The 16005-nt window shown below is 70.9% G+C and carries 18 protein-coding genes and 1 tRNA gene; 5 read left to right on the top strand and 14 right to left on the bottom strand.

Annotated elements, in window-relative coordinates:
* The first annotated feature begins 36 nt into the window (after positions 1-36).
* Positions 37-867, top strand: coding sequence for a UbiA family prenyltransferase (locus CLV46_RS07700; protein ID WP_100364232.1), 831 nt, complete (start codon positions 37-39; stop codon positions 865-867).
* Here the strand turns inward: CLV46_RS07700 and CLV46_RS07695 are convergent.
* Genes CLV46_RS07695 through CLV46_RS07685 form a run of 3 tightly spaced genes read right to left on the bottom strand, consistent with a single transcriptional unit; the run spans position 832 to position 3760 of the window.
* Positions 832-2259 (bottom strand): MFS transporter, encoded by a 1428-nt coding sequence (locus CLV46_RS07695; protein ID WP_100364231.1) that lies wholly within the window; start codon positions 2257-2259, stop codon positions 832-834. The two genes, CLV46_RS07700 and CLV46_RS07695, sit on opposite strands and share 36 nt — an antisense overlap.
* Positions 2256-2906: an esterase/lipase family protein gene (locus tag CLV46_RS07690; RefSeq protein WP_157802265.1), complete on the bottom strand. Its 651-nt coding sequence runs from the start codon at positions 2904-2906 to the stop codon at positions 2256-2258. The genes CLV46_RS07695 and CLV46_RS07690 overlap by 4 nt, the downstream gene beginning before the upstream one ends.
* A gap of 8 nt (positions 2907-2914) precedes the next feature.
* The gene (locus CLV46_RS07685; protein ID WP_100364229.1) at positions 2915-3760 is read right to left on the bottom strand and encodes an alpha/beta fold hydrolase; all 846 of its coding nucleotides are present in this window, start codon (positions 3758-3760) and stop codon (positions 2915-2917) included.
* A 47-nt stretch (positions 3761-3807) separates the two neighbouring features.
* Here CLV46_RS07685 and CLV46_RS07680 point away from each other — a divergent pair, with 47 nt between their 5' ends.
* From CLV46_RS07680 to CLV46_RS07670, 3 genes are all read left to right on the top strand, one after another.
* Positions 3808-5040: a D-arabinono-1,4-lactone oxidase gene (locus CLV46_RS07680; protein WP_100364228.1), complete on the top strand. Its 1233-nt coding sequence runs from the start codon at positions 3808-3810 to the stop codon at positions 5038-5040.
* Complete coding sequence (locus tag CLV46_RS07675; protein WP_100364227.1) at positions 5037-5867, top strand: SDR family oxidoreductase; 831 nt, start codon at positions 5037-5039, stop codon at positions 5865-5867. The genes CLV46_RS07680 and CLV46_RS07675 overlap by 4 nt, the downstream gene beginning before the upstream one ends.
* 291 nt (positions 5868-6158) lie before the next feature.
* Positions 6159-6650, top strand: coding sequence for an FBP domain-containing protein (locus CLV46_RS07670; protein ID WP_100364226.1), 492 nt, complete (start codon positions 6159-6161; stop codon positions 6648-6650).
* A gap of 9 nt (positions 6651-6659) precedes the next feature.
* Here the strand turns inward: CLV46_RS07670 and CLV46_RS07665 are convergent, their stop codons facing one another.
* The 9 genes from CLV46_RS07665 to CLV46_RS07625 all read right to left on the bottom strand — a co-directional run bounded on the left by CLV46_RS07665 (position 6660) and on the right by CLV46_RS07625 (position 12738).
* Positions 6660-6884, bottom strand: a complete 225-nt coding sequence (locus CLV46_RS07665; RefSeq protein WP_100364225.1) for a hypothetical protein — start codon at positions 6882-6884, stop codon at positions 6660-6662.
* A gap of 93 nt (positions 6885-6977) precedes the next feature.
* The gene (locus CLV46_RS07660; protein ID WP_100364224.1) at positions 6978-8063 is read right to left on the bottom strand and encodes a fatty acid desaturase family protein; all 1086 of its coding nucleotides are present in this window, start codon (positions 8061-8063) and stop codon (positions 6978-6980) included.
* Between the two features lie 203 nt (positions 8064-8266).
* Positions 8267-8342 (bottom strand) — tRNA-Ala (locus CLV46_RS07655).
* A 74-nt stretch (positions 8343-8416) separates the two neighbouring features.
* Positions 8417-8725, bottom strand: coding sequence for a TFIIB-type zinc ribbon-containing protein (locus CLV46_RS07650; protein WP_100364223.1), 309 nt, complete (start codon positions 8723-8725; stop codon positions 8417-8419).
* A 52-nt stretch (positions 8726-8777) separates the two neighbouring features.
* Entirely contained in the window at positions 8778-9152 is a 375-nt protein-coding gene (gene rsfS, locus CLV46_RS07645; protein ID WP_100364222.1) for a ribosome silencing factor, read from the bottom strand.
* A gap of 16 nt (positions 9153-9168) precedes the next feature.
* Positions 9169-10641, bottom strand: coding sequence for a hypothetical protein (locus CLV46_RS07640; RefSeq protein ID WP_157802264.1), 1473 nt, complete (start codon positions 10639-10641; stop codon positions 9169-9171).
* The gene (gene nadD / locus CLV46_RS07635) at positions 10638-11240 is read right to left on the bottom strand and encodes a nicotinate-nucleotide adenylyltransferase (RefSeq protein ID WP_100364220.1); all 603 of its coding nucleotides are present in this window, start codon (positions 11238-11240) and stop codon (positions 10638-10640) included. Before nadD ends, CLV46_RS07640 begins: the two co-directional genes overlap by 4 nt.
* A gap of 6 nt (positions 11241-11246) precedes the next feature.
* Positions 11247-11444 (bottom strand): hypothetical protein, encoded by a 198-nt coding sequence (locus tag CLV46_RS07630; protein WP_100364219.1) that lies wholly within the window; start codon positions 11442-11444, stop codon positions 11247-11249.
* Positions 11445-11469: 25 nt separating this feature from the next.
* Complete coding sequence (locus CLV46_RS07625; protein ID WP_100364218.1) at positions 11470-12738, bottom strand: glutamate-5-semialdehyde dehydrogenase; 1269 nt, start codon at positions 12736-12738, stop codon at positions 11470-11472.
* 76 nt (positions 12739-12814) lie between these two features.
* Here CLV46_RS07625 and CLV46_RS07620 point away from each other — a divergent pair, with 76 nt between their 5' ends.
* Entirely contained in the window at positions 12815-13600 is a 786-nt protein-coding gene (locus CLV46_RS07620) for an alpha/beta fold hydrolase (RefSeq protein ID WP_100364217.1), read from the top strand.
* A 1-nt stretch (position 13601) separates the two neighbouring features.
* Here the strand turns inward: CLV46_RS07620 and proB are convergent, their stop codons facing one another.
* Complete coding sequence (gene proB, locus CLV46_RS07615; protein WP_100364216.1) at positions 13602-14414, bottom strand: glutamate 5-kinase; 813 nt, start codon at positions 14412-14414, stop codon at positions 13602-13604.
* Positions 14411-15922, bottom strand: coding sequence for a GTPase ObgE (gene obgE / locus CLV46_RS07610; protein WP_100364215.1), 1512 nt, complete (start codon positions 15920-15922; stop codon positions 14411-14413). The genes proB and obgE overlap by 4 nt, the downstream gene beginning before the upstream one ends.
* Positions 15923-16005: the final 83 nt, after the last annotated feature.

Genomic DNA, 16005 nt, shown 5'->3' with positions numbered 1-16005 from the left:
ACGGGTTCCGCGGATGCGCGCGGATAGCATGACGGGATGCCCTCCCGAGTGTCCGCGCTCGCCCGGTCCACCCATCCGGGTCCGGCCGTCGCGGTCACCGTCGTCACGCTACTGCTCGCGGTCGGTGCCGGGCTCGAGGTGTGGCGCACGGTGCTCGTGACGCTCGCGGTCGGGCTCAATCAGCTCTCGGTGGGTCTCTCGAACGACTGGCTCGACGCCGACCGCGACAGGGCGGTGGGCCGCACCGACAAGCCGGTCGCGAGCGGCGCGGTCGGTGTCGGCGCGGTGCGTGCCGCCGCCTTCGCGACGCTCGCGCTCGCGCTTCTGTTCACCTCGCCTCTCGGCCTTCCCGCGACGCTCGCGCACGCGCTCTTCCTGGCGGCGGCGTGGGCCTACAACCTCGGCGTCAAGTCGACCGCGTTCTCGATGCTGCCCTACCTGATCGCGTTCGGGACGCTGCCCGCGATCGTGACGCTGTCGGCGTCGGAGCCGGCGTTGCCCGCGTGGTGGGCGTGCGCGGCGGGCGCGCTGCTGGGCGCGGCGGCCCACGTGGCGAACGTGCTGCCCGATCGCGACGATGACGCCCGCACCGGGGTGCGGGGATTCGTGCACCGGTTGCCGCTCGGTGCGGCCGGACTGCTGCTCTGGCTCGCCCTGCTCGGCGCGGCTGCGCTCGTCGCCTTCGGGGATCCGCCGCCGCGTGTGCCGGCCGTCGTCGGCTTCGGGATCGTCCTGGCTCTCGCGGTCGCCGGGATCGCGCGGTTGGCGCGGGGGGACACCGGCCGGGTGCTCTTCCGGCTCGTCATGGTCGCCGCCGTCGTGATCGTGATCTCACTGGCCTTCGGCGGCGCGAGCCTGCTCTCCTGACGGTACGGCGTCATCCGGCGCCCGCGGGGTCCGGATGCCGAGCCACGACACCACGCCGCCGATCACCATCAAGGCGATCGCCGTCCAGAGTCCGCGCTGGAAACCCTCGACGTCGAGCCGCTCGCCCACGATGACGCCGAGGAAGGCGATGGCGATGAGCCCGGCGACGCGGGCGACGGCGTTGTTCACCGCCGATGCGATGCCCGAGCGCTCGGTCTCGATCGCCCCGAGGATCGCGGAGGTGAGCGGCGCGACCGTCGCCGTGAGCCCGAGTCCGAAGGCGAGCACGCCGGGCAGCAGTTGCGTCCAGTAGTCGACGCGTTCCCCCGCCCCGAGCATGAGGGCGAATCCCGCCGCGGCGAGCAGCGGCCCGAAGGTCATGAAGATCCGCGGTCCGTATCTGCCGCTCAGTTTCCCGAAGTACGACGAGAGCACGATCATGATGATCGTCGACGGGATCATCACGAGGCCGGCGGCCGTCGCCCCGTAGCCTGCCGTCTGCTGCAGGAACACGGTGATGACGAATCCGGAGAGCGACAGCGCGGCATAGATGAAGAACGTCGCGAGATTGCCCCAGCCGAAGTTCCGCACGGTGAAGAGGTTGAGCGGCATGAGCGGCTCCGCGGCGCGGCGCTGACGCACGAGGAAGCCCGCGAACAGCAGCACGCCGAGCGTGAACGGCAGCCAGATCGCCGGGTGCGCCCAGCCGAGGTTCCCCTGCTCGATGAGGGCGAAGACGGTCCCGGCGAGTCCGAGGGTGGCCAGTACGGCGCCCGCGTAGTCGATGCTCACGCCGGCGCGCCGCTCGTCGCGCTGGGTGAGCCGCGCCATGAGCAGAAGGGTGAGGGCGACGGGCAGCACGTTGATCAGGAAGGCCCACCGCCACGAGAGATAGTCGATGAAGAGCCCGCCGACGACCGGTCCACCGAGGATCGCGGCGCTCGTCCACGCCGTCCACGCGCCGATCGCCTTCGCCTGCGCGGCATCGCGGAAGTTCGAGGTGATGAGCGCGAGCGAGCTCGGCACGAGCAGCGCCCCGGCGACCCCCTGGAGCGCCCGGGAGACGGCGAGGAACTCCGGGGTCGGTGCCGCGGCGATCATGACGCTCGTCACCCCGAAACCGACGAGGCCGATGCGCAGAACGGTGAGCCGGCCGAGCACGTCCGAGACCGAGCCCGCGACGAGGATGAGCGAGCCGAGCGTGATGAGGTAGGCGTCGACGACCCACTGCTGCACCGTGAGACCGCCGCCGAGGTCGTCGGCGATCGCGGGCAGCGCGACGTTGACGAGGGTGCCGTCGAGGAACGACGCGAACGACGCCAGGATGGCGATCGCCAACACGAGTCGCTGCTGGCGGGTCGTTCCGGTTGCTGTCGACGGCGTCTCACTCATACGCGCGAGACAACCTCTCGGATGACCTCGGGATTCCCGAGTGGCCGGAAATGGCCGACGATCGGCACCCGCAGGTTCTCCCCGCCGGTGAGCGACGTGTCCGGTGGCACGAACGGATCCTGTTTGCTCGAGATCGAGGTGATGCGCGAGTTGACCTCGAGCTCTTTCGACAGCAGGCGCACCGTCTCGCCTGCGGGCCGGAACTCGCGCAGCGTGCGGCCCACGGCGATGCGGGCGAGCGGGGACCCGGAGAACGGCGTGTTCACGGTCACCATCTTCGCGACGCGGCGCTCGCGGTCGTTGACCGCCATCATGTGCTTGCCAATCAAGCCGCCCTTGCTGTGGGCGACGATCACGACGTCGGTCAGGTCGCGTTTGCGCAGATAGGCCTGACCCAGGGACGCGGAGTCGCGGATGCTGCGCCGGTTGTAGCCGAGCGCGTCGAGGGCGTGCACCGGGTGCCCGAGCTCGACGAGCCGGTCGGCGATCGGGCGCATGAACTGCCAGGTTTCGTAGACGCCGGGGATGAGCAGCACCGCACGACCGCTGCCGCGCGTGTATTCGGCCTCCGGCCAGCGTCCGCCCAGGTGCCGCAGCGTCGCCCGAGTCGCGTACACCCAGTCGCTCGCCCACTCGATCACCGGCACCGGCATCCTCATCGGGCGTGTTCCAGCAGCAGTTCGGCCGTGCGACCCGGGTCCGTGAACATGATCACGTGCGGGCCCCGCACCTCGGCGTGGCGTCCTTGGGGCGCGAGGTCGGCGAGGTGGCGCGTCCAGCGCGGAGGGCAGATGGGATCGCCGTCGCCACGCACGACGAGCACCGGCATCGGCAGCTGCGGCATCCGGTCCTCCGGGCGGTCGTCGATGAGGTTCGGCAACTGCCGGATGTAGTACGGGATGCCGCAGCGGAACAGGTAGTCCGAACCGACGACCCACTTGGCGCTCCACGGCGCCTTGAGCATCTCGATGAAGAGGCTCCACGACTGCTGCGGCACGGAGCGGCGCCGGTCGTCGGTGGTCGGGCCGAGCATGACGAGGCGGTCGACGAGTTCCGGATGACGGTGTGCCGCGACCGAGACGACCTGGGATCCCATCGAATGGCCCACGACGACGGGGTTCCGGATGCCGGCACGCTGGAGGAATCGCGCGAGCACCTCCGCGTGGTCCTCAAGGGTCACGTGCCGCGGCGGCTTGGGGCTCGCTCCGTAGCCCGGCAGGTCGACGACCCACACCGGTCCCAACCGGGCGAGGCGGGCGGCGAGCGGCTGGAAGTAGCGGCTGGAGACACCGATGCCGTGGACGAGCACGAACGGTCGCGGACTCTCCGCCGCCGCCGTCGGCGGTCCGGGGAACCGCTTGACGACGAGCACGAGGTCGCCGTACACGTCGCGGCTCGTGAAGTACGTCGCGCCGCCGATCTCGCGGGTCGGGTAGCGCGACTCGGGGCGCGGCGCTCGGCGACCGCGGGCCGGAACGGATCGTTCCCGGGTGGCCGACATGCGGTCAGTCTAAGGAGGCGCGATGTGCGGACGGTTAGAGTTCACAGATGGCCGAACGCAACTGGGCGGGCAACCTCGAGTACCGCGCCACCTCGATCCACCACCCGGCCGACCTCGGGGAGCTCCGCGACCTCGTCGTCGGTGCCCGACGCATCCGAGCCCTCGGCTCGCGCCACTCGTTCAACGACCTGGCCGACAGCGAGCACGAACTCGTGGTGCTCGACCGGGTCGACCCCGACGTGCGCATCGACGAGGGGGCGCGCACCGTCACCTTCGGCGCCGGGATGCGGTACGGGGATCTCGCCGAGGTGCTGCAGGGTGCCGGGTGGGCGCTGCACAACATGGCGTCGCTGCCGCACATCTCCGTCGCGGGTGCCGTGGCGACCGGCACGCACGGTTCCGGGGACCGCAACGGTACCCTCTCCTCGGCGGTCGCGGGGCTGGAGCTCCTGACCGCGGAGGGCGAGCTCGTGCACGCCCGCCGGGGCGATGCGGAGTTCGACGGCATGGTCGTCGCGCTCGGCGCGCTCGGCATCGTCACCCGCCTCACTCTCGACATCCAGCCGACCTTCGAGGTGCGGCAAGACGTCTACTCGGATCTTCCGTGGGACCGGGTGCTCGAGGACTTCGACGCCATCACCTCGAGCGCGTACAGCGTGAGCCTGTTCACGAACTGGGCCGGGGACTCGATCGGTCAGGTGTGGCTCAAGAGCACGACGCCGGATGCGCCCGAGACGCTCGCCGGAGCGGAGCGTGCTCCCGTGGACCGGCACCCGCTGCGCGAGATGCCGGCCACGAACGCCACGCGTCAGGGCGGCGTGCCCGGCCCGTGGAACGACCGGCTCCCGCACTTCCGCATGGGCTTCACGCCGAGCAACGGCGAAGAGCTGCAGACCGAGTACCTCGTGCCCCGCCGGCACGCGGTCGAGGCGATCCGGGCCGTCCGTGCCCTCGGCGAGCACATCACGCCCCACCTGCTGGTCACCGAGATCCGCACGATGGCCGCCGACTCGCTGTGGTTGAGCGGTGCGTTCGAGACGGATGCGGTGGGCATCCACTTCACGTGGAAGAAGGAGCCGGAGCACGTGCTTCCGCTGCTCCCCCGCATCGAGGCCGCCCTCGAGCCGTACGCCGCGCGACCGCACTGGGGCAAGCTCTTCGCGATGGACAGCTCCCGCGTGCGCACGCTGTATCCGCGGATCGACGACTTCGACCGTCTCGTCGCGCGCTTCGACCCGGAGGGTGTCTTCTCGAACGACTACTTGCGTCGGGTGCTGTGACCGGCGCACCGCTCGCCGGTCGCGCCGCGCTCGTCACGGGAGCGTCGCGGCGTCGCGGAATCGGCTTCGCGGTCGCGCGCCGGCTCGCGGAGCTCGGGGCGAACGTCGCCATCCATCACCACTCCGCCCATGACGCAGACCAACCGTGGGGCGCCGACGACCTGGACGCGGTGCGGGCGGGCATCCGAGCAGCCCTGCACCCGGGCGCCCGATTCGCCGACCTCTCCGGCGATCTGGCCGACGCCGCCGTGCCGTCCCGACTGGTCGACGAGGCGCGGAACGCGCTCGGCGGGCTCGACGTGCTCGTCTGCAACCAGGCCAGGAGCGGCAGCGACGGCACGCTTCTGGAGATGACACCGGAGCTCCTCGACGGGCACTGGGCGGTGAACACCCGTGCCACCCTGTTGCTCACCCGACGGTTCGCGGAGACCTACGCCGCCGCCGACACGCCGGTGGACGAGAACCGGCTCGGCCGGGTCGTCTGGATGACCTCGGGGCAGCAGGACGGCCCGATGCCCGGCGAGGTCGCCTACGCGACGAGCAAGGCGGCGCTCGCCGGCGTCACCGCGACGGTCGCCCGGGCGCTGCTGGACCGGGGCATGCTGCTCACGACGGTCAATCCGGGCCCCGTGAACACCGGATACCTCGACCCGGAGACGGCGGACCGACCGGTCGACGACATCCGCGCGTGGGTCGCCGGCACGCCGCTCGGGCGGTTCGGCACGCCCGACGACGTCGCCCGCCTGATCGGGTGGCTCGCCACCGACGACGCCCGCTGGATCACCGGACGCGTCATCACGAGCGACGGCGGGCTCTCGCTCCTCTAGGCGACGAGCGACCGACCCGTCCATCCGGGTGTGGTGAGGCGACGCGGGTCCCCGACCGAACGGGACGCGCGTACACTACCGAGCGTGAATCGCTCATCCGCCATGCCCGTCGGGCGTCTGGAGGTCGTCGGCGTCTCCCTCGCCGGCGCGAGATAGCTGATCCTCTCCCCCGCGTGAATCCCGTGCGCGCCTGCGCGCGCACCTCCCCGTGACCGCCCGCGACTTCCGTCGCCGCGGACCCTTTTACGCAGTCGTCCCGCACGATGCGGGACACGACCCCGAGGTACAGCCATGCGATCGATCACCGAGAAGCAGCTCCGTTCCTGCTTCGTCAACGCAAGTCTCCGTGAGCGGAACGCGCTCACACTCCCCGACGGATTTGACGACCTCAGATGGGACGACCTCGACTACCTGGGCTGGCGCGACCGCAAGTCGCCGCAGCTCGGTTACGTCGTCGTCGACCTCGATGACGGACCGGTGGGCATCATGCTCCGCCGCTCCGACGGTGCCGCGCGCACGCGCCCGCAATGCGCGTGGTGCGAAGACGTGCACCTGCCGAACGAGGTGCTCTTCTTCAGCGCGAAACGCGCCGGCCAGGCCGGGCGCAACGGCAACACCGTCGGCACCCTCGTCTGCGCGCAGTTCGAGTGCTCGGCCAATGTGCGCAAGCGGCCACCGGTGGCCTACGTCGGCTTCGACGTGGAGGCCGCCCGGCGTGCGCGCATCGAGACCCTGCGCGAGAACGTGCGCAACTTCGCCGCGACGGTCATGAAGGAGGGGTGACCGAGCGGGTCACCGTACCCACCAGCCGAGATCGGCGGGCTCCTGCTCGTCGATGTGACAGACCCAGTGCGGGAACGGGTCGACCTGCCACCGGACCGTGGCGACCGCCTCGGCCGGGCGGTCGGGGTCGAGCTGCTCGCAGGCCTGTCGCGCGTGCGAGCCCTGCAGCACGGGAGGCCCGCTCAGGCAGATGACGAGGGGGACGGCGACGAGGAGCGCGAGCACGTGCTCCACCGGATCTCGTCGCCGTCCCTCGCGAACTCCGTCATCCGTGCCCGTCATCCTCCGAGGGTGGCACAGGACCGGGTGTGCCGGTGCCGAACGCGCTCAGATCGCCCGACGACTGGCGACGAGCGGGCAGTCGAACGGATCCCGGTCGCCCAGCCCGACGCGGTTGATGTGCCGCAAGACGATCGCGTACGAGTGGAACAGCCCGGTCTGCGTGTACGGCACCTCGTGTCGACGGCAGTATTCCGCGACGATCCGGGCGGCGCGACGGAGGTTCGGGCGGGGCATCGACGGGAACAGGTGGTGCTCGATCTGGTAGTTGAGCCCGCCCATCGCGGTGTCGATGAAACGGTTCCCCCGGATGTTCCGGCTGGTGAGCACCTGGCGGTGCAGGAAGTCGAGTCGCGAGGTCTTCGGCACGAGAGGCATGCCCTTGTGGTTCGGGGCGAACGACGCGCCCATGTAGAAGCCGAACACCGCGAGCTGCACGCCGAGGAACGCGAGCGCGACCCCCGGCGACAGCACCCAGAACACCAGCCCGGTGAATCCGACGAGGCGGATCGCGAGGAACGCCACCTCCACCCAACGCCGCTCCACGGGTTCCTTCGCGGCGACGCGACGCACGCTCGACGCGTGGAGCGAGAGGCCCTCGAGCGGCAGGATCGGGAAGAAGAACAGGCCCTGGTGCGACATCAACCAGCGGGCCACCGGATTCCGGCGTCGTGCGGCCTGCTCGGGTGTGAACGTGATGACGGGCAGGTCGATGTCCGGGTCGGCGCCCTCCTTGTTCGGATTCGCGTGGTGCCGGGTGTGCTTGTGACGCCACCAGCCGTAGCTGAGACCGACGAACAGGTCGGCGAGGATGAGACTGACCCAGTCGTTCCACTTGCCGGAGCGGAAGATCTGCCGATGGGCCGCGTCGTGCCCGAGGAACGCGATCTGCGTGAAGATCACACCGAATGCGGCCGCGGTGAACATCTGCCACCAGGAGTCCCCGATGAGGATGAAGACGGTGACCGCGATCGCGAACACGATCGGCACCGCCAGGAGCTTGGTCCAGTAGTACCCGTACCGCCGGCGCATGAGACCGGCCTCCTGCACCAGTTGCGCGAGCTCGGTGAATTCGCTGTTGCCCCGCCCGCGCTTGCCTGTCTGCGCCTGGGCCGGGTTCGTCTCGATCGTCATCGCCGTTCACTTCCGCTCACAGCGGCCTCGATCCGGTCACCGTCGCGGTCACCGTAAGCAGGCACTCGGCCGGAGCGTTCCCAGGTTCGCGAACCCCCGGGATGCTGGCGGCGCGCTTGCGGGCCCCACCCAGGATGGGAAGAAGACCCTTCGGCGCGGATACGCGACCGGATACACGAAAACCCCCGCTCACGCGGGGGTTCTGGTGGATCTGAGGGGACTCGAACCCCTGACCCCCTGCATGCCATGCAGGTGCGCTACCAGCTGCGCCACAGACCCTCTTCGCCGTCCGAAGACAACCACCCCAGATTACACCAAGGACGGCGGACGACCCAATCGAGCGGGCCGCGGGCTCAGTCGAACAGCTCGGAGAGCCAGTTGTCCTTCTTCTTGCGGCGGTACGGGTCGTGCGACTGGCCGTAACGCGGGTCGTAGCGCGGCGTCTCGTAGCGCGGTTCGGCGTACTGCGGAGCCGGGGGCTGCTGGTACGCCGGCGCAGCGGGAGCGACGGGCGCGGACGTCGGGGTGGGCCCCGCCCGATCGATGATCTTGTCGAGCTCGCCGCGGTCGAGCCAGACACCGCGGCACTCGGGGCAGTAGTCGATCTCGACCCCGCTGCGGTCGCTCATGACCAGGGTCGCTCCGTCGTTCGGACACTTCATGTCGGGTACCTCCTCGATCAGTGAAGCACGGCCGCCTTCGACGGCGCTGAGATCACTCGGATGCGGGTGTCGGCAGTTCGATCGGCAGCACGGGGCAGTCGCGCCAGAGGCGCTCGAGCCCGTAGTACATGCGGTCCTCCTCATGGAAGACGTGCACGACGATGTCGCCGAAGTCGATGAGGGCCCACCGCCCCTCCGAGCGGCCCTCGCGGCGCAACGGCTTCACGCCGATCTCGGCGAGCTTCTCCTCCACCTCGTCGACGATGGCGAGCACGTTGCGCTCGTTGCGGCCGGTGGCGAGCAGGAACGCGTCGGTCAGCGGGAGCGGGCCGGAGACGTCGAGTGCGACGAGGTCGGTCGCCTGCTTGGAGTCGGCGGCGACGGCGGCCACCTGAACGAGACGACGGGCGTTGTCGGATGCGGTCACAGGGTCCTTCGGGATGTCAGAGGTTGCCGGTCACGGCGGCGACGATCAACAGGGTGACCGCCACGACGGCCATCACGGAGGTCGCGATGACGAGGGCCGTCAGGTACTTGGTGCTGCGCGCCTTCTTCGGCGGGGTGGCGATCATGCCTCGGGTCGAGGTGTGGCTGCTCACCGCGCGCACCGCCCGTACCGGGGCGGAGTCCGTCGAGGTGAGTTCCTGATCGCGAGGATCGAGCACGTGGTCGATGCTCGAATCGTCGATCCGGTCGGAGTGGGCGCCGGTCGAGCCGAGGCTGCGGGGCAGGTCGATCGAGCCGGTGACGAGGATCTCGCCCGTGCTCAACGAGTAGCTGAACTCCCCCGTGTGCGGTGCGTTCGGCATCACGAGGGCGCTCGGGGCGAAACTCCCGGTCGATCCGCCCTCGAATGCCGCACGGGAGTCGTCGGTGGCCTGCTGCGACCAGTGTTCCGCCGGACGCGGGGTGTCGCCGCCGGTGCCGTTCACCGGCGCCTCCGCGGGTGTTTCGTCGGCGTCGGCTGTCGGCTGCACCTCCGGCACGATCGCGTCGAGCGGGGTGTCGAGCGGGCGTCCGGCCTCGGCCTGCGCCTGCGCGCGACCGAGCAGCGCGGCCCACGCGGCGTCGGAGGACGCCTGCGCGGGCGCGTCGTCGGCCGCGGGAGGCTCGATGAACGCGGGGGCGAGCGGAGCGGGTTCGACGAGCGCCGGAGGCTCCTCCACCACCGCGTCGGTGACGACCGCGGTCTCGTCGGTCGTCGACGCTTCGTCGCGGGGCTCGTCCGCCGCTTGTGCGTCGATCGCCTCGGGTTCCGCCGCATCGGTGTCAGCACTGTCGGATGCGGAGGCCTCGGCCTCGGGGGCATCCGCTCGGGCGGCCTCGGGCTCGGCGGCACCTTCGGCCGCCTCCGCGTCCGCATCGGGGCGCGTCGGCAGCAGGTACGGCAGCTCGATGGGACCGGACTTCAACAGGAAGTCGATCGCGTCGGTGTGCGTCGAGGGTTCGGTGCCGCCGGATTCCGCCTCGCGACGCGCACGCAGCAGGCGCAGCTCGCGACGCGTCATGGTGCGCTCGCCCGTGGGGACGGCGACGTCCGAGGCGCGGCCGGTGCGCGGCGGCTCCGGGGCGTCGGAGACCTGGGGGGCGGAGTCGTCGGATGTCGCGACGGCGGGCGTCGCGGGAGCGGCGGGCGGCGCGAAGCTCGAGGGGGTCAGCGGCGTGGAACGGCGACCCTCGGGCGAGTAGTCGCGCAAAACCGGGCGATCCTGCTCGGCCGACGCCGATCCGGCGGGCTGCTCGTCGGCCCGCGGCGCGTCGAGCACCGGAGCGCCTTCCGCTCCGCGGGTGGCGTACTCCAACGGTTCAGGCGTCGACTCGGTCGGCCGCTCCGTGGGGAGCTCGCCTCGCAGACGCGCGCGCTCCCGCTCTCGGGCAGCGCGACGCGACAGCGGCTGCTCGTGGGATGTCGTCATGTCTGACTCCGATACAGGTGGTGCTTGGAGATGTACTGGACAACACCATCGGGAACCAAATACCAGACCGGGAGCCCCCGGCTGACCCGGTCGCGGCAGTCCGTGGACGAGATCGCCAGCGCGGGTACCTCGAGCGAGCTTACGCTCCGCTCCGGCAATCCGCTAATGCTGAGGGCGTGTCCCGGACGGGAGACGGCGACGAATCGGGCCAGATCCCAGAGCTCGTCGACGTCCTTCCACTCGAGGATCTGGGCGATGGCGTCGGCACCCGAGATGAAGAACAGCTCGGCATCGGGTCGCTGCGTGCGGATGTCGCGCAGCGTGTCGATCGTGTAGGTCGGCCCGGAGCGCTCGAGGTCCACGCGACTCACGGTGAACCGCGGGTTGGATGCGGTCGCCACGACGGTCATCAGATAACGGTGCTCAGCGTCGGTGACCGTGCGCTTCATCCACGGTTCGCCCGTCGGCACGAAGATGACCTCGTCGAGGTCGTGGTGCTGCGCGACCTCGCTCGCGGCCACGAGGTGGCCGTGGTGGATCGGATCGAAGGTGCCGCCCATGACGCCCACGCGCGGGCGTCGCGTCGCGACATCCGTCATCGGCGCTTAGTGGGCCGAGTCCTGGCTCTGCGACGCGCCGCGAGACGACGAGGAGTGCCGGTTGGCCACGTCGCGATAGCTGTACGTGACGATGGCGAAGGTGAGCAGCAACACGGCGACGATGCCCGCGATGACGCCGGGCGGGGCGATCAGCGGGGCGAGCTCCTCGTGGGCTTCGGCGGCGAGGAAAGCGAGTCGCGACATGGGTCTCCTTCTGTCGCCGTCGAGTCTACCCGCGGATCTGACCGGTTCCGCGCACCACCCACTTGGTGCTCGTGAGCTCGGGGAGTCCCATGGGGCCGCGGGCGTGGAGCTTCTGCGTCGAGATGCCGACCTCCGCGCCGAATCCGAACTGGCCCCCGTCGGTGAAGCGGGTGGACGCGTTGACCATCACGACGGCGGCGTCCACCTCGGCGAGGAACCGCTCGGCTCGCGCGAGGTCGTTGGTGACGATCGCCTCGGTGTGCTTGGTCGAGTAGCGGCGGATGTGCCCGATGGCCGAGTCGAGGTCGTCGACGACGCCGACGGAGAGGTCGAGGCTCATGTGCTCGGTGCCCCAGTCCTCGGGGGTGACGGGCACGGCGTCGGGGAAGATCGCGCGCGCCCGCTCGTCGGCATGGATGGTGACGCCGGCCTCGCGCAGGGCGCTCAGCACGGGCGGCAGCAGGCGCTCCGCGGCGCGCGCGTCGACGAGGAGCGTCTCGAGGGCGTTGCAGACGCTCGGGCGCTGCACCTTCGAGTTGACCGCGACCTCGATCGCCATGGCCTCGTCCGCGCTCTCGTCGAGCACGAGGTGCACGACGCCCGCACCGGTCTCGATCACCGGCACCGTGGACTCCTCGACGACGGTGCGGATGAGTTCGGCGCTCCCGCGCGGGATGAGCACGTCGACGAACCCGCGCGCGGTCATGAGCCGCCGGGCACCGTCACGGCCGAACGGGTCGACGGTCTGCACGGCGTCGCCGGGGAGACCGGTGCGCTCGAGGGCGTCGGCGAGCAGTTCCACGAGCACCCTGTTGGTGTTCTCCGCGGCGCTGCCGCCGCGCAGCACGACCGCGTTGCCGCTCTTGAGGGCGAGAGCCGCGATGTCGATGGTGACGTTGGGCCGCGCCTCGTAGATGGCCCCCACCACGCCGAACGGCACCCTCGTCTGGGCGATGCGCAGGCCGTTGGGCAGTGCGGAGCCGCGCACGACCTCGCCGACCGGGTCGGGAAGGGCGATGACCTCGCGCACCGCCGCGGCGAGCTGGTCGAGGCGGGCGCGGTCGAGCCGGAGGCGGTCCTGCAGTCCCGAGGAGAGCCCGTTCTCGCGTCCGTTCGCGAGGTCGAGTTCGTTGGCGGGCAGGATCTCGTCCGCACGCTCGACGAGGGCGAGCGCGATCGCCTCGAGCGCCGCATCCTTCTGCGCCGTCGTGACGGTGGCGAGCCGCACGGCCGCATCACGCGCGGCGGCCAGTCGCTTCTCGATCGGACGCACGGCGGCGAGGGTGTCGGTCATGCGACGGATTCTACTCGCGCCCCCGCCGACCTGATGTCTATGGTGTTCACATCCGACCCGCCGTCGAGGGAGCATCATGACCGCATACGCCACCACCCCCACGGGGGCGCGGATCGCCTACACGGCCGAGGGCGAGGGGCCACGCGTCATCCATGTCGACGGGGCGTTCCAATTCCGGGCGTTCGATTCCGAGACGCGCGACTTCCTCTCCGTCCTCGCCGACCGGGGTTTCACGACGGTGCACTTCGACCGGCCCGGTCGCGGTGAGACGGTGGCCGAACCGCCGCACACCCTCGACCGTCAGATCGAGGCGATCGGCGCGCTCATCGACGAGGTCGGTGGACCGGTCGCGTTGTACGGCAGCTCCTCGGGAGGCGCGATCGCGCTGGCCGCGGCGGCATCCGGTCTGCCCGTGTCGCACCTGGTGCTGTGGGAGCCGCCTCTCGGTCCGGAGTCCGGATCGGACGGCGCCGAGTTCCTCGCCGGGCTGCGGGAGGCGATCGCGACGGGCGATGCTGACCGCGTCGTCGCCTACTTCATGAAGGACATGCCGCCGGAGTGGCTCGAGGGCTCACGGCGCAGTCCCGCGTGGCCGGTCATGACGGGTGTCGCCGCGAGTCTCGAGGGCGACAGCGACGCCCTCGCCTGGACCCAGTCGGCACCCCGCAGTGAACTGTGGCGCAACGTCACCGCACCGACCCTCGTGCTGCTCGGCGAGGAGACCCTCCCGATCTTCCCGCCCGCGGCGGACTCGATCGTCGCGAACCTGCCGGACGCCCGCGTGGAGCGCGTGCCGGGCTCCGACCACCGGTGGGAACTGACGGCGCTCGTCGAGCGCGTCGAAGGGTTCCTGCGCGCCTGAGTCAGCCGCCGTGTCGTCGTGCCCGCGGCGCGGCGTCGAACCAGGTGCCCACGGCTTCGCCGCCGAGGGCGTCGGCGACCCGGGTCGTCGAGGTGAGCACGACGGGAGTGCCGCCGGCCGCCGCGTGTTTCGCCGCGGCGATCTTCGTGCCCGCTCCCCCGGTGCCGACCCCCGCCGAGCCGATGTCCCCGAGTTCGACACCCGCGAGATCGTCGCCTATGGGCACGTGCGAGATGAGTTCGGCCCCGGGCTCGTGCGGCGGACGGGTGTACAGCGCGTCGACATCGCTCAGCAGCACGAGCAGGTCCGCCCCGATGAGCTCGCTCACGAGCGCCGCGAGCCGGTCGTTGTCGCCGAAGCGGATCTCGTGCGTGGCGACCGTGTCGTTCTCGTTCACGATCGGCAGGATGCCGAGGCCGAGCAGTCGTTCCATGGCCCGCTGGGCGTTGCTGCGGTGGGTCGGGTTCTCGACGTCGCCGGCGGTGAGGAGCACCTGTCCGGCGACGATGCCGTAACGGTCGAGGCTGTCCTGGTAGCGCACCATGAGCACGTTCTGCCCGACCGCGGCGGCCGCCTGCTGGGTGGCGAGGTCATCGGGCCGCGCGTCCAGTCGCAGATAGGGCATCCCGGTCGCGATGGCGCCGGAGGACACGAGCACCACCTCGGTGCCCCGGGCGTGGGCGGCGGCGAGGGCGTCCACGAGCGGACCGATCTGGGCGGCGTTGCGCCCGCTGATCGACGACGAGCCGACCTTGACCACGAGTCGACGGGCCGCGAGCACCGCGTCGCGTCGCTCCGAGGCGACCACGCTCATGCCTGGCCGTCCTCGTCAGCCCAGAGCCCCGCCTCCTTCTCGCGCACGAGCTCCGCGCGCGCCTCGGCCTTGGCGTCCATCCGGTCGAAGTAGTCCTCGCGTCGCTGGTTGCGCGTCGGCCGCACGTTCGGGTCGAGCCGCCCGTCCGACCCGCGCGGGCCGGTCATGAGCTCGGCGGTCGAGGTGAGCGTCGGCTCCCAGTCGAAGACGATCGACTCGCCCTCGCCGATGACGACCGTCGACCCGGCGACCGCGCCGGAACGGAACAGCTCGTCTTCGACGCCGAGTTTCGCGAGCCGGTCGGCGAGGAAGCCCACCGCCTCGTCGTTGGTGAAATCGGTCTGCTGCACCCAGCGCACCGGCTTGTCGCCGAGGATGCGGTACACCGGGCCGTACGTGCCGCCCTCGACGCGCACGGTGAACTGGGCGGCGTTGACCGCCTTCGGACGCAGCACGATGCGCTGCGGCGCCGGTTCGGCCGCCTTGCGGGCGCGATCCTCCTCGACGAGTTCGGCGAGGGCGAAGGAGAGCTCGCGCAGACCCGTGCGCGCCACCGCGCTGATCTCGAACACGCGGTAGCCGCGCTGTTCGAGCTCGGGGCGCACGAGAGCGGCCAGGTCGTGCGCATCCGGCACGTCGACCTTGTTGAGCGCGACGAGCTGCGGCCGCTCGAGCAGCGGGGTCTGACCCTCCGGCACCGGGTAGGCGCGCAATTCGCTCAGGATGACGTCGAGGTCGGAGAGCGGGTCGCGGCCGGGTTCGAGAGTCGCGCAGTCCAGCACGTGCAGCAGGGCGCTGCAGCGTTCGACGTGGCGCAGGAACTCCAGACCGAGCCCCTTGCCCTCGCTCGCGCCCTCGATGAGCCCGGGCACGTCGGCGACGGTGAACCGGGTCGACCCGGCCTCGACGACGCCGAGGTTCGGGTGCAGGGTCGTGAACGGGTAGTCCGCGATCTTCGGCCGGGCGGCGGAGAGCGAGGCGATGAGGCTCGACTTGCCGGCGCTCGGGAACCCGACGAGCGCCACGTCGGCGACGGTCTTGAGCTCGAGGCGCAGCTCGCCCTCCCAGCCCGGTGTGCCGAGCAGGGCGAATCCGGGGGCCTTGCGCTTGGTCGTCGCGAGCGCGGCATTGCCGAGCCCGCCCTGACCGCCCGCGGCGGCGATGAAGCGGATGCCCGGCGCGTCGAGGTCGGCGAGCACCTCGCCGGACTCGTCGGTCACGACCGTGCCGACCGGGACGGGCAGTTCGAGGTCGTCGCCGTTCGCGCCGTGGCGGTGGTCGCCCATGCCCGGCTGACCGTTCGGGCTCGTGCGATACGGGCCGCGGTGGTAGGTCAGCAGCGTGGTGACCTGGGGGTCGGCGACGAGGATGATGTCGCCGCCGTGGCCGCCGTTGCCGCCGTCGGGCCCGGCGAGCGGCTTGAACTTCTCGCGGCGGACCGAGACACAGCCGTTGCCGCCGTGTCCCGCCCGCAGGTGCAACGTGACCTGGTCGACGAAGGTGGCCATGGTGCGATTCTTCCGGTTAAGTCATTGAGGGCGGGCCGAAGCCCGCCCTCAACTCAAGTGTGGTGCGTCAGGGGTGTCGCGCC

Origin of the sequence: Diaminobutyricimonas aerilata, assembly GCF_002797715.1 — a bacterium.
In the GTDB taxonomy this organism is placed as follows: domain Bacteria; phylum Actinomycetota; class Actinomycetes; order Actinomycetales; family Microbacteriaceae; genus Diaminobutyricimonas; species Diaminobutyricimonas aerilata.
This window is presented reverse-complemented; position numbering and strand designations above follow the sequence as displayed.